The organism is Rothia sp. HMSC069D01 (genome assembly GCF_001810135.1).
Lineage (GTDB): Bacteria > Actinomycetota > Actinomycetes > Actinomycetales > Micrococcaceae > Rothia.
This window is the reverse complement of sequence record NZ_KV800108.1, coordinates 1-19332: the sequence shown is the minus strand read 5'-3', so window position 1 is coordinate 19332 and position 19332 is coordinate 1. Positions and strand designations below refer to the sequence as shown.

Below are 19332 nucleotides of genomic sequence, written 5' to 3'. Positions count from 1 at the left end.
CTTGAGGATGGTGTGGTGGGTCGTGCATCCCCTTCCCGCCGCGGTTTTTAGGTCGCGGCGGGAAGGGTGGCGGAAGCTTCAGCGGGTGATTGCTTCACAGGGTATTTAGAGCGGGGCGTTTAGAGCGGAAGCGCCTTCTTGACGTCTTCAATAATGCCCTCGAGCAGCAGCGGGCCGCCGGTGGAGGTCCACTTGGAGCCGTCCACGAGAATCACGTGGTCGTCCTTGACTGCCTTCAGGTTGGTGAAGCCGGAGGTTTCCTTCGCCTTATTCAGTGCTTCTTCGGCGCCCTGCAGACCTGCGGAGCCCTGCGCGTTCGGGTTCTGCTGGCTTGCGCCGCCGAGGGTGCCCAGGAACATGTAGTCCGCGTCGATGGTTGCCAGGTTCTCCAGGGAGACCGGCTCGGAGTGGCCCTGGCCGTTGCGGTCCTGCGCCTCGGGGCGCTTGAGGCCCAGGTCGGTGAGCACCTGACCGGCGGGCAGTTCCTTGAGAATCAGGGCGGGGCCGTTGCCTGCCCAGCGGACAATGGAGAAGGTCTTGTCGCCGTACTTGGGGGCGAGCTGATCCTTCAACGTTGCGGCGCTTGCCTCGTATGCCTTGATGACTTCTTCGCCCTTGTCGACCATGTTCATGGCGTTAGCGACGTTGCGGAAGTTGATGCGCCAGTCGCCGCCCGCGTAGCCGCAGTAGACCACGGGGGCGATCTTCTTGAGGGTTTCGTAGGTTTCGGAGCGCTTGTCCACGCCGGTGGAGTCGACCAGAATCAGGTCGGGATCAAGGTTGCCAATCTGCTCGTAGTTGACCTGGGCGACAGTGCCGATGATCTGCACGCCCTTGGCACGGTCGGCGAGGTAGTTGGGCACGCCGGACTGGCCGCGACCGGAGACGGAACCGGCGGGGGTCACGCCGAGGGCGAGCAGGCCATCGAGGGTGGGTTCAGAGAGGACGATAACCTTCTGCGGGTTGGCGGGAACTTCTACGTTCTCCTCATCAATGTCCTTGATGGTGCGGGTGCCGCTGTTGCCTCCGGAGGTGGAACCGCCGGAAGTGGTGGTCGTGGTGGTCTCGCTGCTGCATGCTGCGAGGGCGAGAGCTGCCGAGGAGGCGAGCGCCAGGCCAAAGAAGGCGCGGCGGTTAACGCCCGATGCGCCGTGGTTTTCGGTGTCGGTCAGCTCGGTTCGGTTGAAAGACATAGTTCCCCCTATAAATGACTAAACTATACCTAACCTTACAGATATCTGAGTGTTACATCAAGGCGGGTTCAGCTTGGCTTCTCTGACCGTCAGAATGCCCGGTTTTGCCGCGGAATTGCGCGGGGTAACATATTTCACGCTTTGTCATAGTCTTGCTGACACTACGTCACTTAAACGGGGGTCTATCCCCTGCTGTCGTCTCACTATAAATCTGCGGTGGTTGAGAACGCCTGGCACGCAAAACGCCCCGCCGCAAAGAGCCGCGACGAGGCACAGTCTTCACAACGGGGCGTATGAGGTTTTATGGGCGCGGGCAGCAGTATCAGAGTGACTGGGCACTGTTACCGGCGAGCACCGCTAGCAGCCGCAACCGCAACCGGCGCCGGAACGCTTGACCGATGCTGCCGCCGCACGCAGGGAGGCGATTGCCGCCTCCGGACCGCCGAGCGCCTCGTCCACACCGTAGACCGAGCTGCCTGCAACGAAGCAGGTTGCGCCCGCCTCCGCGGCACGCAGGATGGTCTCTTCGGTGATGCCGCCGTCCACCTGCACGGTCACCGGCAGGTTCGCGCCCTCAATCGCCTTGGCGGCGCGGGCAATCTTCGGCAGGGTCACATCCAGGAATGCCTGGCCGCCGAAGCCGGGTTCCACGGTCATGATTAGCAGCATGTCCAGTTCGCTGAGCATGTCCAGGTAGGGTTCCACGGCGGTTGCCGGGCGCAGCGCCATGCCAGCCTTCGCGCCCTCAGCACGCAGGGTGCGCGCCAGCTTGATGGGGGCGATAGCCGCCTCCGCGTGGAAGGTCACCGATTCGCAGCCCATGCTGGCGTATTCGGGTGCCCAACGGTCGGCGTCCTCAATCATCAGGTGCACGTCGAACGGCACCGGGGAGATTTCGCGCAGACGCTTGACCACGGGCGGGCCCCAGGTGAGGTTGGGGACGAAGTGGTTGTCCATCACGTCAATATGCGCGGCGTCTGCGGTGGAAATGCGCTCCAGCTCGCGCTGCAGGTTCGCGAAATCCGCCGAAAGAATCGACGGGTTAATAGCAATACCCATGGGGTTCCTTTCAAATCCGTGCCGTATGGCGGATGATGCTAGGCGGTGAAGCGGCTAGTTCTTACGCAGCAGGGCGAGGAACATGGCGTCGGTTCCGTGCACGTGCGGCCACAGCTGTGCGGTGGTCGGGTTCTCCGAAGCCTTCACGACCGGCGCACCCTTCTTGACCTTGATCTCGGGGGTGTGGCCGGGGTCCTTCTCCCCCGCCAGCACGCTCACGGGTTCGCCGTTCGCGCCTTCGGTGTGCAGGGCGACTTCACGCAGTGCGGCGGCGGAATCAAGCAGGCTGACCGCGCCGCTTTCGAGCACCTCGGCAACAATGTTCTGGGTTTCTGCCGCGTGCGGGGAGCAGGTCACGTAGGCGATGACGCCGCCGGGGCGGGTCGCCTCAATGGCTGCGTCCAGGAGCTGACGCTGCAGGGGCAACAGCTCGGCAATATCACGCGGGGACTTGCGCCAACGCGCCTCGGGGCGGCGGCGCAGGGCCCCCAGACCGGAGCAGGGCACATCCACCATCACGCGGTCGAAAAGCTGACCGGGCTCAATGGATCTGGGCAGGTCGGAGGCGTTCTTGCGCAGGGTCTCGCGAATCTGGCGGCCGTCGCCGGTGAGTACCGTGTAGCTGTCCTCGGGCAGGGGGCGCATGGAGGATTCCACGAGCTGCGCGCGGTGCGGTGCCGCCTCGTTGGCGACCAGGGATGCGCCGCGCTGAATACCGAGTGCGCCGAGGAGCGCCGCCTTACCGCCGGGGCCTGCGCACAGGTCGAGCCAGGCGGTGTCGGTGCCGTCCAGGGGTGCTGCGGCGAGCGCGCGTGCCACCAGCTGGGAGCCAGCATCCTGCGCGCGGACGGTGCCTTCACGTACGGATTCCAGGCGTGCCAAGTCACCGGAGGCGTACAGCGCCGAACCTTCAACCAGCTCGCCGTCGACGGCGCCCTGTTCGCGTGCCTCGTCGAGGCTACCCAGGCCGGGCAGCGCAACCAGGTTCACCACGGGGGCGAGGTTGTCCGCTTCAAGCAGCTGCTCAATTTCGGAGGCGGGGCGGCCGTGTGCGACGAGTGCCTGGCGCATGGAACGCACAATCCAGCCGGGGTGCGAGGCGAGCAGCGCCATGCGCTCGGTGTCGTCCTTCGCGTCCTCGATGATGAGTTCGTACCATTCTTCGGGGGTGCGCTCGGAGACGCGGCGCAGCACCGCGTTGATGAAGCTTGCAGGGCCCGCACCGATCTTTTCGCGTGCCAGGGACACGCTCTGGTTCAGTGCCGCGTGGGCGGGAACGCGCATGTTCAGCAGCTGGTGCACGCCCATGCGCAGCACGATCAGGGTGGTGGTGCCGACCTTCTCGATGGGGCGGTCTACGCAGCGGCTGAGGATTGCGTCGTAGGTGCCCTGGTGGCGTAGCGTGCCGTAGGTCAGCTCGGTGGCGAAGCCTGCGTCGCGGTGGTCGAGGCGGTGGCTACGAATCGCCTTGGGCAGCACGAGGTTCGCGTAGGCATCGGATTCCGCCACGGAGCGTAGCACCTCAAAGACGGTGGCGCGTGCGGTGTCTGCAGTACGCGAGCGTGCGGAGGGCGCCACCGCGGAGAATTCGCGGGCGGACATGGAGCGGCGGTTGCGTTCGTGGCCGCTCTTATTGCGCTGGGAGGTGCCGCCGCCACCGCGTTTGGTGTCGTCGTGCTCGGTCTTGGCGCGGCGTGCGGCGCGTTCGACGCTGGTCAGGCCGTCAAAACGGCGGCCGGTGCGCGATTCGCTGCGGGAGTTGTCGTCCCACTTCTGCGGGCGGCCCTGAGAACTTTGATTCTGGGAGCGCTGGCCCTGCGAACGCTGGTTCTGAGTACGCTGGGAATTCTGGGACTGCTGGCGGTTCTGCTCGCTCACGCCAGAACTCGAGCCGTTGCCAGCGCCGGAGCGGCGGCGACGCTTACGCTTCGCACCGCCCTCGCCCTGACCGTTACCCTGGCCGCCGCCCTGATTGGAGTTACCCTGGCCGAACTTGCCGTTGCCGGGCTTACCGGAGTGACCGGGCTTGCCGTGTCCTCCCTTGTAGGGGCGCTTTTCGTTGCTCATGCGAGTACCACCAGGCCTTCCGCCATGTCCTTGCCAGCGCCGCGAGCCCACGCGGGCGCATCCATCATTTTCTTACCGGCAGGCTGAACCTGCAGCAGCATCAGGGGTTCGGTACCGGTGCCGACCAGTACCTTCTTCGCGTGCAGACGCACCGCACCGGGTGCGAGGGGGCCGCCGTTCGCCTCGGTCAGGGACTGCACCAGGTGCTCATCGGCAACCGCCAGACCACCGATCTTGAAGCGGTTTTCGCCCAGTTCGCACCATGCGCCGGGTTCGGGGGTCACGCCACGGAAGCGTGCCAGGATCTGCTCGGCGGGTTCGGTCCAGGTGAGGCGGCCGTCAGCAATGCTCATCTTGGAGGCGTAGCTGACCGATTCGTCCTCGACCTGCACGGTGCCGTTCTCGCCCGCTTCGAGGCGTTCGAAGGTGCGTTCAAGCAGTGCGCCGCCGCTGGTTGCGAGGCGCATCAGCACGGTGCCTGCGGTGTCGTCGGCGGCTACGGGGGTGGATTCCTGTTCGAAGGTGGGGCCGGTGTCCAGGCCTTCTTCGAGCAGGAAGGTGGTGGAGAAAATTTCCTGCTCACCGGCCATGAGGGCGCGCTGCACGGGGGCGGCGCCGCGCCATGCGGGCAGCTTGGAGAAGTGCAGGTTGACCCAGCCGTAGCGCAGGGATTCGAGCGCGGGCAGCGGCAGCAGGGCACCGTAGGCGACCACGGCGGCTGCGTCAGCGTTCAGTTCGGCGATGGCCGCGGCGGCTTCGTCGTTCCAGCGGTTTGCCTTCACGACGGGCAGGCCGAGCTCTTCGGCACGCTGCGCGACCGGGGAGGGGGTGAGCACGCGCTTGCGACCCACGGGGGCGTCTTCGCGGGTGAGCACGCCGACCACGCGAACCTTATCGGAGTTCGCCAGGTAGTCGAGCGGGGGCACGGCAACGTCGGGGGTGCCTGCGTAAATGATGTTGAGCATGTGAGCCTACTTTCCGAAGCTACCGAAGGAGGAACCGGCAGAACCGGCACCGAATGCGCCACCGCCGCCAAAGGCACCGCCCACGCGGGTTGCACGCTCGGTCACGGTCTTCGCGGCAACAGTGTTGTAGTCTGCGGCGCGCAGGGCACGCATCACGCGCTGGCGGTCTTCACCCACGAGGCGGTCGATGAACAGCTTGCCGTGCAGGTGGTCGGTTTCGTGCTGCAGCATGCGCGCGAACAGGCCCTCACCCTCCAGCACGAGGGGTTCGCCGTGGCGGTCCACGCCGGTCACGCGCGCCCAGTTCTTACGCGGGGTCGCGGACTTCTGACCGGGCACAGACAGGCAGCCTTCGCCGCCTTCCTGGTCTTCTTCGCCGATTTCAAGCACAGGGTTGATGATGTAGCCTTCGCGGTCGTCAATACCGCCGAAGGTGAAAATCTGCTTGGAGATGCCAACCTGCGGGCCGGCAAGGCCCACGCCGCCCACGTCGTACATGGTTTCTAGCATGTCGTCGATAAGTCGTGCCAGGTCGTCGTCGAAGACGGTGATTGGGTCGCAGACGCTGCGCAGCACCGGGTCGCCTACGGTGCGGATGCTCAGGATGGTCATGGTTCTCCTTTGCCGGCGGGGTGCCGGGAATGTGCTTACGGATTTCAATATGGCGGCAGAACTGCGCTGGCGGTTTTCTCAGTAGCGGGTTCTTCACAGCGGGCGCATTCTTCACAGCAGGTGCGCCGTTCTGCCTATTGTTCTATTGTCGCCGATTCAGTAGCGCGAATCTAGAACGAATCGAGGCGCTGGGGGTGGAGGCGGCAGGGTGAGGGCTGAGCCTCACCTCCCCGGCTGTTGGGGCCTCTCCCCTATGCCGTCTACTCCCCTATGCCACCGGCGGCGGCACTACGGGCATGAGCGCGGGGTCTTCAAATTCTTGAACCTGGCGGTCGAATTCCCAGACGCGGCGCAGGGCGCAGAACTTGTACCAGTTGCGTTCGAGCACGGCGGGGTTTGCTTGCTGCGGCAGCACCTGCGTTTCGCCGAGTGCCACGCCCATGAGGACGGGCGCGTCGCCGTATTTCCAGGGTTCCCAGGTGCCTTCGTCGGGGTCAACGATGGATTCTTCAGCTTTGAGTCCGGCGACGAGCTGCATGACGACTTTCTCGTCGAGTGCTTTGACGCGGCCGCGTTTGTCGGTGCCTTTGGTTTTGTAGTCGATAATGCAGGTTCGGCCCGCGATTTCTGCGACGAGGTCGAGCGTGCCCGCGTAGCCGACGGTGTCGTTCCAGATGGTGACTTCGGCGGCGAGGGGGCGGGGCTTGAAGGCTTCCCACCATTCGTCGAAGCGGTCGGCGTAGGCCTGTTCGCCGTTGAGGATGAGCTGTTCGCGGCTTTCGTCGAGGTTGTGTTCGCGGCCCATGGCGCGCAGGGCGACGGCTTCGGCGTAGTTGTGGACGCGGTCGCCTCGGGCGGCGGCTGCGTCGCGGTATCGTTCGGAGGCGCTGGCTGCGTCGCGGATAATGGCGAACTTGAGGCCGTGGGATCCGGAGGCGCGGTAGGCGCGCTGGTCTTCGAGGGCGGCTTTGGCTGCCATGTACCCGTGCCAGCCGCTGAGGTCGTTGGCGTGCTGCCCGATGACGGTGGTGATGGAGGGGACGAGGGGTTCTCCTCCGCGCTTACGCGCGTACATGCGTCCGTAGTCGGTGGCTGCGGCGAGTTCGGGTGTTGTCACGGGGTACCTCATTCTCGGGTGGTTGTGTCCGCGGCTGGGTTTGTACTGCTTGTGGGCACAAATACCGGTGGGCATAATAAAACCCCCGTTCCTTGAAACGGGGGTTATTGGTGCGTGATACTGGGTTCGAACCAGTGACCTCTTCGGTGTGAACGAAGCGCGCTACCACTGCGCCAATCACGCTTACGGATAAGACTATACCGAGGCTTGGCGTGAAGGTCAAATTTTGCGCTCCCCTTTTTTCCTTCCTGTTTCCTTCCCGCCGAGAAGCCACTTGTGTTTCGATGAGTATGCGGCGGCACTATAGATTCTGGGCTTATTTTTACCCGATAAACAAAGAAGCTCCCCAGTCTTTCGACTGGAGAGCTTCTTTCCTAGTGGTGACCCCAACCGGATTTGTAACGGTGACGGAGGGTGCATGATGCCGAGCGCGCGAGGGATTTCATCATGCCCCGGAGTGCCGTGACGTAAGGAGCGGCGCCGTGAGAGGCTCACAGCGGCACCCCAAAGCAAGAGGTAGCTAACGAATAAATATATAAACAAAAAAGCTCCCCAGCCTTTCGACTGGAGAGCTTCTTTCCTAGTGTGACCCCAACCGGATTTGAACCGGTGTTGCCGCCGTGAGAGGGCGGAGTACTAGGCCGCTATACGATGGGGCCGCAACCTCCGTTAGGAGGTTAGCTGGGATACCAGGACTCGAACCTAGAACAAAGGAACCAGAAACCTTCGTGTTGCCAATTACACCATATCCCATTACTCTATTGAGTTACCGTTCCGTTTTTCGCCTTTCGGCTTTTCACCGGAACGAGTAATAACTATACGGGTCTTTCTGGAGGCGTGCAAGCCGAAATCTGGAGAGACGCCTCACATTCACGGTTTTATGCCCGCTACTTCCGCGTGTTTCCGGGGTTTTTGGGGTTAAAAAGTTTTTTAAATTTCTTCAAAAAGAGGGTTTTAGGGCCGATTTTCACCCTTCACAGCAGCTCCGAGGGGACTTGGAGAGTAGTTTTATCCCCTCCCCCGCACGCTTTGAGCCCCAAATTTTTTTGAAGATTTTTCCTGTACTACCTCCGGGCAGTCAGATAACCAGATAACCAAAGCATCATGGCGACCAACCCGCCCAAGCAACCACCTCGGGAAAGATCACAGGACCCGCTGCCCACGCCTCCAAAAACTAAAAACCCAGAGACAGCAAAACCCAGAGACAACGAAAAAGCCCCGAGGCGAACCTCGGGGCTTGAGTGGAGCGGTTGACGAGACTTGAACTCGCGACATCCACCTTGGCAAGGTGGTGCTCTACCAACTGAGCTACAACCGCATGTTTTCGCTTTGAACTTTTCAGTTCGTCGTAACAACAGGTACTACTATACGAGCCTTTACCGGGGTGCGCAAACCAAATTCTTGCCACACTCCCCAAAATGGAGCCAGATTCACCTCCGCAAAAGATACCGACTAGTAGTTTTACAGGAAATACCCATCACAAAAAATATTCTCAAATTTATGAAAAATCCCCTTATCCACCGGGTTTCCTTCAGACCTTTCGGTCGTCAGATTCCCGCTGGATAAGGGGATTCTCTAGAGCTTAGTCGCTGCTACCGCCAGAGTCGCCTCCACCGGAATCGCCGCCGCCAGAGTAGTCGGAGCTGCTGTAGCTGCTGTAGTCCGAACTGCTGTAGCTGCTGGAGCTTCCGGCGTCGAAGTCGCCCGCGTCCGGGTCGGGGCCCGGGTCCACGAAGTCGTCTTCGTCGTCCTCTTCACGCGAAGAGTCCGAAGAATCCGAAGTGTCTACGCCGTCAGACGAGCTGCTGACGTCGCCACCGCGGGCGTGCCGTGCCTGAGCTTCTTGAGCGTTCAGGGCGGCGCGCGCCTCGAAGTAGGCGGTCACGTACCCGAAGGCTGCCGCAACGACAACAGCGACCACCATCAAGACGGACTTGTCCATGTTGGCGATGTACAGAATCAGCCAGATAATGCAGGCGTTGGTGAGCGCCATGAGGGTGCCCTTGAGCAGCGCCTTGCCGATGATGGATTGGTTATTCGGCTGGCTCATGGTTAGCTCAGTTCAGCGGCAAGCTTGCGCAGGCGTGCGAGGGAGGATTCCTTGCCCAGGATTTCCATGGATTCGAACAGGGGCGGGGAGATGCGCTCACCGGACACTGCGATACGCACGGGGCCGAATGCGAGGCGCGGCTTGATTTCCAGGCCGTCGACGATTGCGGCGCGCAGGGCTGCCTCGATGTTGGCTGCGGTGAAGTCCTCGAGGGGCTCGAGTGCCTCGATTGCGGCGGCGAGGACCTGCGGTGCGGATTCCTTGAGCTGCTTGCGTGCGTCGTCTGCGGTGCTGATTTCTTCGTCAGCCTTGAAGAGGAATGCGAGCAGGCCGGGTGCTTCGCCGAGCAGCTGCATACGCTCCTGGACGAGGGGTGCAGCTTCGGTGAGGACCTGCTCTTCGCGCTCGGTGAGGGTTTCGCCGAGTACGCCTGCAGCCTGCAGGTACGGGATGAGGCGGTCGCGGAAGTCCTTGGGGTCGAGCGCACGGATGTGGTCGCCGTTGATGGACTCTGCCTTCTTCACGTCGAAGCGTGCGGGGTTGGCGACAACGTCGTGTACGTCGAAGTGCTCGACGAGCTCGTCGATGCTGAAGACGTCCTGGTCTGCGGAGAGAGACCAGCCCAGCAGGGACAGGTAGTTCAGCAGGCCTTCCTTGATGAAGCCGGAGTCGCGCAGCAGGAAGAGGTTCGATTCGGGGTCGCGCTTGGAGAGCTTCTTGTTGCCCTGGCCCATGACGTAGGGCAGGTGACCAAATTCGGGGATGAAGCTGGTCACGCCGGTGTCGATGAGCGCGCGGTAGAGCGCAATCTGGCGCGGGGTGGAGGAGAGCAGGTCCTCACCGCGCAGCACGTGGGTGACGCCCATGAGTGCGTCGTCGACGGGGTTCACGAAGGGGTACAGCGGGTCGCCGTTGGAGCGGACGACCACGTAGTCGGGCACGGTACCGGCCTTGAAGGTGATTTCACCGCGAACGAGGTCGTTGAAGGTGATGTCCTCGTCGGGCATACGCAGACGCCACACGGGCTTACGGCCCTCGGCGCGGTAGGCTTCCTTCTGCTCTTCGGTGAGGTTGCGGTCGTAGTTGTCGTAGCCGAGCTGCGGGTCCTGACCGGCTGCCTTGCGGCGTTCCTTCACCTCGTCGGGGGTGGAGAAGTCTTCGTACACGTAGCCGCCTTCAACGAGCTTTTCGAAGATCTCGTTGTAGATGCCTGCGGTCTTACGCTCGGACTGGCGGTAGGGCTCGTGGGGACCACCGACGCCAACGCCTTCGTCCCAGTTGATGCCGAGCCAGTGCAGGGATTCGAGCACCTGGTTGAACGACTCTTCGGAGTCGCGTGCCGCGTCGGTGTCTTCGATGCGGAAAATCAGCTTGCCGCCGGTGTGGCGTGCGTACGCCCAGTTGAAGAGGGCGGTGCGGACCATGCCCACGTGCGGGGTGCCGGTGGGCGAGGGGCAGAAGCGGACGCGGGTGTCTGCGGGGCTGTTGAGTACGGGACCGTGGTATTCGGTCATGATGTCTCCTTGACGGTGTGTTTCAGGATGTACGTTACGTTTTTGGGTGCGGGCTGCTTAGTCGCGCACGCGGGTGACGAGGGAGCCGATGCCTTCGACTTCGACCTCTACTTCGTTGCCGTCGCGCAGTACGCTGATGCCGGCGGGGGTGCCGGTGAGCAGTACGTCGCCGGGCAGCAGGGTGAAGATTTCGGAGGCTGCGGCAACCTGTTCGGCTACGGAGTAGTGCATTTCGGAGGTGTTGCCTTCCTGCACGACGTCGCCGTCAACCCAGGTGGTGATGTTCAGCGAGTCGGTGTCCAGGTCGGTTTCGATCCACGGGCCGAGCGGGGTGGAGCCGTCGAAACCCTTGGCGCGGGTCCACTGGCGGTCTTCGAGCAGGTCGCGGGCGGTGAGGTCGTTGGCTACGGTGTAGCCGAAGATGACTTCGTGCACGCGCTCAAGAGGCACGGACTTGGCGATACGACCGATAATGACGGCGAGTTCACCTTCTGCGCTGACGGCTTCGGAGTACTCGGGCAGGGTCACGGGGTCGCCGGGGCCAATCACGGTGGTGTTGGGCTTGAGGAAGAACTGCGGGGAGGCGGGCGCCTCGGTTCCTGCCCAGTTTGCGATCGCTCCAATCACCTTGGAGCGGGGGATGATCGGGGCGAGCAGGCGCACCTGGTCGATGGGGTAGGTGGTACCGGTCGGTTCGATGCCCGAGTAGAAGGGGTCGCCGGCGAGTACGCGCAGGGTTTCTTCGCCTGCGTCGCCTTCTACCAGCCCGAAGTGGAGCTCATTATTTACGGTAAATCGTGCAATACGCATACTTTCTAGGGTACCAGCCTTCGAGGGTGTGAGCGGCGGGCGGAATTGGCGGGGCAGGTTTTAGCGGGCACAGCGAATCCCCGCGGGGTTCAACGCTATTAGGTTCGGCGGGGTGCGCCTCCCCTCCCCTATCCTCGCGTTATCAACACCGCGCGCAATATTCGCTGAGCACAGCACTGACCGGGCACAGCGAATCCCCGCGGGTGCGCGTTCCGGGTGCGGGCGCATCCTGCGGGGATTTCGCTGGTTACGTTAGATTCACGTTTTAGATGAGGCGGGTCATCCAGCCGTGGCGGTCCTCAACGGTGCCGAGCTGAATGCCGACGAGCTCTTCGCGCAGGCTCTTGGAGATTTCGCCGAAGTGCTCGGTGGGTGCCGGGATTTCGAAGTCTTCTGCCTTGAGCTTGCCGATGGGCGCGACCACTGCTGCGGTGCCGCAGGCGAAGATTTCGGTGATGTCGCCGTTTGCCACTCCTTCACGCCATTCGGTGAGGGTGATTGCGCGCTCTTCGACGGTCATGCCGCGGTCCTTGGCGAGCTGAATCAGCGAGGAGCGGGTCACGCCCTCCAGGATGGTGCCGGTCAGTTCGGGGGTGACGATCTTGTTTTCCTTGCCGAAGATGAAGAACACGTTCATGCCGCCGAGCTCTTCGATGGCGTCGCCGCGGTGCGGGTCCTTGAAGATGACCTGCTTGCAGCCGTGCTTTTCGCCTTCGGTCTGGGCGATCATCGATGCCGCGTAGTTGCCGCCGCACTTTGCCGCACCGGTGCCGCCTTCGCCTGCGCGGGCGTAGGTGGTGGAGAGCCAGATGTCTACGGGTTCGGGGGTACCGAAGTAGTTACCTGCGGGCGAGCCGATGACGTGGTACTGCACGTGCTTTGCGGGGCGCACGCCGAGGTACGCCTCGGTTGCGATCATGAAGGGGCGGAAGTAGAAGGCTTCACCGTCGCCGGTGGGTACCCATGCTTCGTCTGCCTTGACGAGTTCGCGCAGGGATTCGACGAACAGTTCTGCGGGCAGTTCGGGCAGGGAGAGGCGGTGTGCGGAGCGTGCGAAACGTTCTGCGTTCTTTTCGGGGCGGAAGGTCCATACGGAGCCGTCAGCGTGGCGGTAGCCCTTGACGCCTTCGAAGATTTCCTGGCCGTAGTGGAAGACAGCGGAGGCGGGATCGAGGGTCAGCGGGCCGTAGGGGTGAACTCGTGCGTCGTACCAGGTGCCGCCGGTCTTGTAGTCGCCTTCCCAGTCGATGGTGACCATGTGGTCGCTGAAGTAGTCGCCGAAGCCGGGGTTTGCGAGGATTTCGGCGCGGCGTTCGGCGGTGGCGGGTGACTGGTTTGCTTCGTGGCTGAATTCGGTTGCCATCGTTCTGCGTTCCTCTTCGTCTAGTTGCCTCTGTGGGCGTTCTTTGAGTGGCGGTTCTCGCGGCGGGGCGAGGGACCGGTGTGTGCCGCCGGGCGCGTTGTCGTGCGGGGCAGATGGTGCATCTAGCGGTCTGTGCTAGTTGGATGCATCAAAGCTAGTGGTGGATGGTGTCCACCGCCGAGGTGCCGGGCGGGTGTGCCTGACCTGTTTTAGAGTACCGGAAAGATGAGTTTGCCGCATGCGCACCTTTTCTGCCATTCAGGATGTGAACAGGTGAAGCCCGGAAGGTGCGTTCCTTCCGGGCTTCACTAGCGTAGTTCACGTTTTAGCCGAGCCAGTTATAGCCGGGCAAGTATTAGGCAAGTATTAACCGAGGCGTGCGAGCACGTCCGCGCCGACCTGATCGGTTCCGCGCACGCTCGCGCCGTTTTCGCGCATATCTGCCTCAACAGCGTCCTCAATGCGGGCTGCGGCGGCGTCGTGGCCGAGGTGGCGCAGCAGCATTGCGCCGGCGAGGATTGCGGCGGTGGGGTTTGCCTTGTTCTGGCGGGCAATGTCCGGTGCGGAGCCGTGTACGGGCTCGAACATGGAGGGGAACTCGCCGACGGCGTTGATGTTGCCGCTTGCCGCGTAGCCGATACCGCCGGTCACTGCACCTGCGAGGTCGGTGATGATGTCGCCGAAGAGGTTGTCGGTGACGATCACGTCGAAGCGGGCGGGGTCGGTGACCATGAAGATGGTGGTCGCGTCAATGTGCAGGTAGTCAGTCTCAACCTCGGGGAATTCAGCCGCGATTTCGGTGAAGTAGCGGTTGTAGAGGCGACCTGCGTGGGTGAGCACGTTGGTCTTGTGTACGAGGGTGACCTTCTTGCGGCGGGTGGATGCCAGCTCGAAGGCGTAACGTACCAGGCGCTCCACGCCGTGTGCGGTGTTGAGGGAGACTTCGGTGGCGATTTCGTGGGGGGTGCCCTGGCGAATCACGCCGCCGTTGCCGATGTAGGGGCCTTCGGTGCCTTCACGCACGACGACGAAGTCGATGTTGCCGGGGTTGGCGAGCGGGGAGACTGCACCGGGGTACAGGCGGGAGGGGCGCAGGTTGATGTAGTGGTCGAAGGCGAAGCGCAACTTCAGGAGCATTTCGCGTTCGATGAGGCCGGAGGGAATCTTGCCGCTGCGCGGGTCTGCACCGATGGCACCGAAGAGGATCGCGTCGTGCTGCTTGAGGGCGTCCATGGTGGAGTCGGGCAGGGTTTCACCGGTTTCCAGCCAGTGCTCGGCGCCGAGCTTGTAGTGGGTGGGGGTTACGGTGATGTTTTCGAGCTCGCAGGCGCGGGTGAGGATGCGCTGGGCTTCGGTAATGATTTCGGGGCCGATGCCGTCGCCGGGGATGACGGCGAGGTCGATGCTACGTGCTTCAGTCATGCCTCTACCGTAATACGCGCAGCGGGTGGGCGGTAGAGTGTGCGGACGGGTTCTCAGACTCTGGGCTAGACGGGCTCTGGGCTACCCCCCCCCCAGTCTCTGCCCGGCAGCGCCTTGACCCAGACCCGCCTCCTGAAGTCTGGGGTTCTGGATTCTGTGGTGTTCAGCCTCTACCGGTTAAAACAATATTCCCCGGCTGAATTATCAGCCGGGGAATATCGTTACGAGTTCTCACTCAGAGTGAGAGCCCTAAAGGTCTATGCAATTACGCGGTGCGCTTGCAGAGGGTGACCTTGACGTAGCCGTTGCCACGTTCGCTACGAGCGGTCGGAGCGTTACCTGCGGAGGTAATGGTACCGCCGGAAACACCGGGAGCAACGTAGGAACCACCTGCGCCGCCGCCGCCGCCGAGCTGGCCGAAGGAGACGTTCTGGCGGATACCGTTGGGGTTGTTGTTCCACTTCTGGGTCAGAACGATTGCGGAGGAGGAGCTGGAAGCACCGGAGCCACCGCCACCGTAGCCTGCGCCACCACCTGCGGAGATGACGGACTCGTAGCCGTTGAAGTTGAAGCCGATGGAGGAGTACTCGAGAGCGTAACCGGTACCGTTGTGGGTACCCTCTTCCTTCTTGGTGCGATCGTTGTTGTCGATCAGGTAGGAGTAGGATGCTACACCGTCACCACCGGCACCGGTGAAGCCGGAGCCACCATTGTTACCGGACTTGGAGGACTGGTAAATCTCCTGGTTGTTGGCGGAGGAGAAGCCCAGAACACCGTTCGGGGACTTGCCGGTGTGCAGAGCGGTCTTAGCACCACCGTTACCACCGATACCGTTTGCGCCACCTTCACCGGCCTCAACGGTTTCGCGGATAGAGTTGTCAGCGTCGTAGATACCGAAGCCTTCAAGACCTGCAGAACCCGATGCACCGTCAGCGGAACCACCGGTGGAACCGAAGATGATGTTGCCGTTGCGCTTTGCGCCGGAGGGCCACTGCCAAGAAGCAGTCACTGCGCCAGCTTCCATGTACTGGGGGTTGTTGTTAGCGCCACCGTTGTTGATGAAGCCAGCGCCACCACCGCCACCTGCGACTGCAACGGGGGTACCGTTGATGACCAGAGCGGAGGAGCCACCACCGGATGCGGAGTAGGTAATACGCTTCAGGGGGGAGTTAGCGGGCCAAATAGTGTTGACCTGCTGCATGATGCTGGAGGGGATGGGGTTGGGCAGGTTGGAGGAACCACCGTTACCGTAGCCCTCACCACCCTCAGCTGCAGTCAGGGGGCCGTTACCAATACCACCGGCTGCGCCGATGAGCTGAACGGTCTGGCCGGGCTTGACCTCGATGATACCGGTGATCTTTGCACCGGAACCTGCTGCCATATCGTCGTAGTTGGTACCACCAGCGCCACCGACGACCTCGAACTTGATCTTGTCGACCAGTGCGGGAACGACGAAGGATGCGGTGCCCTTAGCACCGGATGCGGCGCCGTTTGCGGAGTAAGCTACGGTCTCTTCCCACTCACAAACAGTGGAGGAAGCGAAAGCGGGAACTGCAGCAGATGCTGCGACAACCGGAGCAGCCCATGCTGCGCCAGCGACAACCTTGCGGCGAGAAAATGTTAGTAGACATGTATGTCCTTCGAGAGTGATGTCATTTTGAGGAATAAAAGTTATCACCCGCCGTCGTGCGCGGCGAAGAACGTCACCTGATGAGATTCGAGTGAGTGAAGTAGGCTTGCGCCTAACCTCTGGTGATAACGACATAATGCTGTACTCCGCTCCCCTACATAGGGAGACGCGCTTCAGAACGCTTGGTGTTCGTTCTGTAAGGCCTTAGACCTCGGGCGCAGATTTCGGGTACGGCTAAAACTATACCCATCAAGAACCTATCCCGCAATGGTTCCAAAAATGGTTTGATGAGGGGGTTTCCCTTAAACTCTCCGCCTTAGTTGAAGGTTTTTCAACCAAAATAGGTTGCTTAAGGGAGTTACTGGTCTCTTAAACCCGAATTCGAAGCCCATACAACCCCAAACTCTCAAGTTTTAGTTGAAGGAATATTTTTCAAAAAAGTAACTAAGGTCACTAAAAATAGCTGTTTTTGGCGTGTCATACTCACTCAAGCACACACCCCCACACACAAACCCACAAAATATCCCTGCATGTGAGAGTAGAAAGAGGCTCCCAGTCCCGCCCCACCACCCCGATACACTGGAAACATGCCCCTCAAGCACACCGAACCCCAGCAGAACCCACAGCACAGCACAGAGACAGCCGAATCAGGCCACGCCGTAACGCATACCCGCGGCCGCTCAGAAAACAGCGACCTACCCGCCGACGCAATCAGCGCCTCCAGCCGCGTGCAAAACTATATCAGAGACAAACGCAGCTGGATGAACATCATCGTCGTTGCGCACATGCAGTTCTTCTGTTGCGTGCTCTCAGCAGCCTTCGTCAACAGCTACGGCTGGATCCCGGTCATCTCCGCGCTCTGCAGCACCACCGCGCTCTACTTCCGCTACCGCTTCCCCTACGGCAGCATCTACGTGGTCATCGCGGCGCTCTGCCTCACCCTCGTGGAGCCCTTCCCCGACTCACTCGCCATCACCTGCTACCCGCCCGTCAGCCTCGCCGCCTACCATATCGGCAGGCATTGGACCCGCCGCGCCCGCTTCCGCGGCCTCATTCTCGGCTGGGTCGGCGCACTCGCCGTCACCGTGCAGGCCTCGCTCTCATTCCTCTACCACTGGGACGACATACCCGCCCGCATCTTCATCTCCCTGATGTTTGGCGTGCTCTGCGGATCCATCTTCACCGTCTTCTGGTTCCTCGGCGACTCCCGCCGCATGCGCGAACTGCGCAGCGAAGAGTTCAAAGAACGCGCCCGCCGCCTCGAATACGAACAGGAACAGGAACGCCGCCTCGCCGCACAGGATGAACGCACCCGCATCGCCCGTGAAATGCACGATATTGTGGCGCACTCGCTCTCCAGCATTATTTCCCAGGCAGACGGGGCACGCTACGCCGCCGCGAGCGCCCGCACCGCACGCACCGCCCGCGCCCAGCAAACACAACAGGCACAGCAGGCAGAGCAGCAAACTGAACAGGCTGAGCAGTCCGGTCAGGCTCAGCAGAGCGAACCGGATATTGCCGAGCAGACCCTAGAACTCATCGCAGACACGGCACGCGACTCCCTCACGCAGATGCGTTCCCTGCTCGGGCTACTCCGCACGGACGAGGCGACCGCCTACGCGCCCGTGCCCACCCTCAACGATGTGCCCGCCCTCGTGGAGCAGAGCCGCCGCGCCGGGCTACCCGTCACCTTCACCGGAATCACCGGCACCATGGCGCGCACCCTACCGCAGGGCGCAGAACTCGCGGCGTACCGCACCGTGCAGGAGGCGCTCACCAACGCGCTCAAGCACTCCCCCGGCGCGGCAACCACCGTCACCATTCACTGGGGCGAGGACGGTCTGCAGTTGTGGGTTCAGAACGGCCCGGTTTCCTCTGCCACAGCTCAGCACATTGCCCGCCCTGTACCCGGTAGCGGCAACGGTCTGCGCGGCATGAGCGAGCGCATCGCCCTCTACCACGGCACCCTCACCTACGGCCTGCAGCCTGACGGCGGCTGGCTCGTTGAGGCGGCGCTGCCCTACCGCGACCTCTAATACCGGTGCCCTCTACTACCTCGTGATCTAGGATTGAAACTATGTACTCTTCTGCACCACAGACCACCCAGCCGATCCGCGTGATGCTCGTTGACGACCAGCGCCTAGTGCGCGGCGGCTTGAGCATGCTCGTCAACTCCCAGCCGGACCTGCAGGTCGTCATGGAAGCTGATGACGGCCTGGCGGCGATTGACGTTTTTGACCGCATGGTCTCTGAGGGGCAGGCGCCGCAGGTCATCCTCATGGATGTGCGCATGCCGCACTGCGACGGCCTGGAGGCGGCGCGCCGTATTCTGGAGCGTGACGGCGAGCGTGAAGTTTCCGAGGATGAGCGGGTGCGCATTATCATGCTCACGACCTTCGACATTGACGAGTACGTGTATTCTGCGGTGCGTGCGGGTGCGAGCGGGTTCTTGTTGAAGGACACCCCGCCGGAGCAGCTGCTGGAGGCGATTCGTACGGTGCACCGCGGCGATGCGGTGATTGCGCCATCTGCGACTCGCCGACTGTTGGAGCACATGATTCCGGTGCTGGACTCCCCCGCACCTGCCGCTCCTGTTGTTCCTGCCGCCGAGTCTGTTCCTGCTACTCCCCCGGCTGCTGGTTCTGAGCTTCCGAAGGCAACGTTTATTCCGGCTGAGCATGCAAGCTTTGAGACTGTGCAGGGTTATCCGCATCGTGAGTTGATTGAGCAGTTGTCGCCGCGTGAGTTTGAGGTGCTGGGTTTGATTGCGCGCGGCTTGTCGAATGCGGAGATTACGCGGGAGCTGGTGCTTTCGGAGGCGACGGTGAAGACGCATGTGTCGCATGTGTTGGCGAAGTTGGGTGCGCGTGATCGTGTGCAGGCGGTCATTATGGCGTATGAGGCGGGTATCGCCCACTAGCGCTCCCTTATATAAGGGCACAGTGAAGCCCCGGCGGGCGCCTCCTTTTCGAGGCACCCTCCGGGGCTCTTTAGTTAAGTGGTTTCTTGTATCTCGTCGATGATTCGTTCAAAGTCGCTCATCAGCTCAGGCAACTTCTTATAGCGGCAACTCCACCATGTCCGGTTCTGCCTCCGCATAGATGCGGGGGCGCAACCGGGTGACCATATCAACGCTACGGCCGGTCAGCTGTTCAATGCGGTGCTGAGCGTCGACCATCTGCATGAACTCGTCAAAAGGGGCTATCCCCGGCATCTGCACCAGAAAATCCAGGTCGCTGGTTTCGGTCAGCTCACCGCGGGCGGCGCTGCCGAAGAGTCGGGCACGGCGCACATCAGCGTCACGGAGGATCTGAAGAACCTCCGCTTCATGGGGTAGCGTGTACCCGCGACGCAGATTGGGGTGGCTAGTGCTCATACACCCATCATACGCGCAAAGCCATGCTACAGGTCAGCTCCAAGAATCTGAGAGCACAAGCACAGCAGACTAGAGGACGCAACAGAATAAAGGACACAGCGAAGCCCCGGCGGGCGCCTCCTGTGAACTGCCTCCCGTTTCTTGGACAACAAAA

15 protein-coding genes and 4 tRNA genes are annotated in these 19332 nt (G+C 62.1%); 2 read left to right on the top strand and 17 right to left on the bottom strand.

Annotated elements, in window-relative coordinates:
* Positions 1-119: 119 nt before the first annotated feature.
* The 16 genes from HMPREF2710_RS04660 to HMPREF2710_RS04585 form a co-directional block, all read right to left on the bottom strand.
* The gene (locus HMPREF2710_RS04660; RefSeq protein WP_070599780.1) at positions 120-1193 is read right to left on the bottom strand and encodes an ABC transporter substrate-binding protein; all 1074 of its coding nucleotides are present in this window, start codon (positions 1191-1193) and stop codon (positions 120-122) included.
* Positions 1194-1550: 357 nt separating this feature from the next.
* Positions 1551-2252, bottom strand: a complete 702-nt coding sequence (gene rpe, locus HMPREF2710_RS04655; RefSeq protein WP_012903301.1) for a ribulose-phosphate 3-epimerase — start codon at positions 2250-2252, stop codon at positions 1551-1553.
* Between the two features lie 54 nt (positions 2253-2306).
* Entirely contained in the window at positions 2307-4319 is a 2013-nt protein-coding gene (locus HMPREF2710_RS04650) for an RsmB/NOP family class I SAM-dependent RNA methyltransferase (protein WP_070599778.1), read from the bottom strand.
* Positions 4316-5284: a methionyl-tRNA formyltransferase gene (fmt, locus tag HMPREF2710_RS04645; RefSeq protein ID WP_070599776.1), complete on the bottom strand. Its 969-nt coding sequence runs from the start codon at positions 5282-5284 to the stop codon at positions 4316-4318. Before fmt ends, HMPREF2710_RS04650 begins: the two co-directional genes overlap by 4 nt.
* 6 nt (positions 5285-5290) lie before the next feature.
* A complete protein-coding gene (gene def, locus HMPREF2710_RS04640) occupies positions 5291-5896 on the bottom strand; it encodes a peptide deformylase (RefSeq protein WP_070599774.1) in 606 nt (201 codons plus the stop codon).
* Positions 5897-6164: 268 nt separating this feature from the next.
* Positions 6165-7013 carry a PD-(D/E)XK nuclease family protein gene (locus HMPREF2710_RS04635; protein ID WP_070599772.1) on the bottom strand — a complete coding sequence of 283 codons (849 nt, stop codon included), beginning with the start codon at positions 7011-7013 and terminating at the stop codon, positions 6165-6167.
* Positions 7014-7121: 108 nt separating this feature from the next.
* Positions 7122-7196 (bottom strand) — tRNA-Val (locus tag HMPREF2710_RS04630).
* 403 nt (positions 7197-7599) lie between these two features.
* Positions 7600-7672: transfer RNA gene (locus tag HMPREF2710_RS04625), tRNA-Glu, on the bottom strand.
* Between the two features lie 22 nt (positions 7673-7694).
* Positions 7695-7766: transfer RNA gene (locus HMPREF2710_RS04620), tRNA-Gln, on the bottom strand.
* 489 nt (positions 7767-8255) lie between these two features.
* Positions 8256-8331 (bottom strand) — tRNA-Gly (locus tag HMPREF2710_RS04615).
* 264 nt (positions 8332-8595) lie between these two features.
* Positions 8596-9063, bottom strand: coding sequence for a hypothetical protein (locus HMPREF2710_RS04610; protein WP_070506016.1), 468 nt, complete (start codon positions 9061-9063; stop codon positions 8596-8598).
* A 2-nt stretch (positions 9064-9065) separates the two neighbouring features.
* A complete protein-coding gene (gltX, locus tag HMPREF2710_RS04605) occupies positions 9066-10577 on the bottom strand; it encodes a glutamate--tRNA ligase (RefSeq protein ID WP_049362078.1) in 1512 nt (503 codons plus the stop codon).
* A 57-nt stretch (positions 10578-10634) separates the two neighbouring features.
* A complete protein-coding gene (locus HMPREF2710_RS04600; RefSeq protein ID WP_005507404.1) occupies positions 10635-11387 on the bottom strand; it encodes a fumarylacetoacetate hydrolase family protein in 753 nt (250 codons plus the stop codon).
* A 265-nt stretch (positions 11388-11652) separates the two neighbouring features.
* Positions 11653-12750 (bottom strand): branched-chain amino acid aminotransferase, encoded by a 1098-nt coding sequence (locus tag HMPREF2710_RS04595; RefSeq protein WP_070599770.1) that lies wholly within the window; start codon positions 12748-12750, stop codon positions 11653-11655.
* A gap of 366 nt (positions 12751-13116) precedes the next feature.
* Positions 13117-14172 (bottom strand): 3-isopropylmalate dehydrogenase, encoded by a 1056-nt coding sequence (locus tag HMPREF2710_RS04590; protein ID WP_070599768.1) that lies wholly within the window; start codon positions 14170-14172, stop codon positions 13117-13119.
* A gap of 265 nt (positions 14173-14437) precedes the next feature.
* Positions 14438-15850, bottom strand: coding sequence for a hypothetical protein (locus HMPREF2710_RS04585; protein WP_246824528.1), 1413 nt, complete (start codon positions 15848-15850; stop codon positions 14438-14440).
* A 539-nt stretch (positions 15851-16389) separates the two neighbouring features.
* Here HMPREF2710_RS04585 and HMPREF2710_RS04580 point away from each other — a divergent pair.
* Together HMPREF2710_RS04580 and HMPREF2710_RS04575 are read left to right on the top strand one after the other, a co-directional pair.
* A complete protein-coding gene (locus tag HMPREF2710_RS04580) occupies positions 16390-17838 on the top strand; it encodes a histidine kinase (protein WP_172855771.1) in 1449 nt (482 codons plus the stop codon).
* A gap of 41 nt (positions 17839-17879) precedes the next feature.
* Positions 17880-18722, top strand: a complete 843-nt coding sequence (locus HMPREF2710_RS04575) for a response regulator (RefSeq protein ID WP_070599763.1) — start codon at positions 17880-17882, stop codon at positions 18720-18722.
* 138 nt (positions 18723-18860) lie between these two features.
* On the opposite strand, the gene HMPREF2710_RS04570 is transcribed toward HMPREF2710_RS04575, so the two are convergent.
* The gene (locus HMPREF2710_RS04570) at positions 18861-19178 is read right to left on the bottom strand and encodes a nucleotidyltransferase family protein (protein WP_070599761.1); all 318 of its coding nucleotides are present in this window, start codon (positions 19176-19178) and stop codon (positions 18861-18863) included.
* Positions 19179-19332 lie beyond the last annotated feature (154 nt).

Excerpts from the sequence above, each read along its gene's own strand:
- HMPREF2710_RS04660 (WP_070599780.1), bottom strand. The coding sequence starts at position 1,193 with ATGTCTTTCAACCGAACCGAGCTGACCGACACCGAAAACCACGGCGCA.
- rpe (WP_012903301.1), bottom strand. The coding sequence starts at position 2,252 with ATGGGTATTGCTATTAACCCGTCGATTCTTTCGGCGGATTTCGCGAAC.
- HMPREF2710_RS04650 (WP_070599778.1), bottom strand. The coding sequence starts at position 4,319 with ATGAGCAACGAAAAGCGCCCCTACAAGGGAGGACACGGCAAGCCCGGT.
- fmt (WP_070599776.1), bottom strand. The coding sequence starts at position 5,284 with ATGCTCAACATCATTTACGCAGGCACCCCCGACGTTGCCGTGCCCCCG.
- def (WP_070599774.1), bottom strand. The coding sequence starts at position 5,896 with ATGACCATCCTGAGCATCCGCACCGTAGGCGACCCGGTGCTGCGCAGC.
- HMPREF2710_RS04610 (WP_070506016.1), bottom strand. The coding sequence starts at position 9,063 with ATGAGCCAGCCGAATAACCAATCCATCATCGGCAAGGCGCTGCTCAAG.
- gltX (WP_049362078.1), bottom strand. The coding sequence starts at position 10,577 with ATGACCGAATACCACGGTCCCGTACTCAACAGCCCCGCAGACACCCGC.
- HMPREF2710_RS04600 (WP_005507404.1), bottom strand. The coding sequence starts at position 11,387 with ATGCGTATTGCACGATTTACCGTAAATAATGAGCTCCACTTCGGGCTG.
- HMPREF2710_RS04595 (WP_070599770.1), bottom strand. The coding sequence starts at position 12,750 with ATGGCAACCGAATTCAGCCACGAAGCAAACCAGTCACCCGCCACCGCC.
- HMPREF2710_RS04590 (WP_070599768.1), bottom strand. The coding sequence starts at position 14,172 with ATGACTGAAGCACGTAGCATCGACCTCGCCGTCATCCCCGGCGACGGC.
- HMPREF2710_RS04580 (WP_172855771.1), top strand. The coding sequence starts at position 16,390 with ATGCCCCTCAAGCACACCGAACCCCAGCAGAACCCACAGCACAGCACA.
- HMPREF2710_RS04575 (WP_070599763.1), top strand. The coding sequence starts at position 17,880 with ATGTACTCTTCTGCACCACAGACCACCCAGCCGATCCGCGTGATGCTC.
- HMPREF2710_RS04570 (WP_070599761.1), bottom strand. The coding sequence starts at position 19,178 with ATGAGCACTAGCCACCCCAATCTGCGTCGCGGGTACACGCTACCCCAT.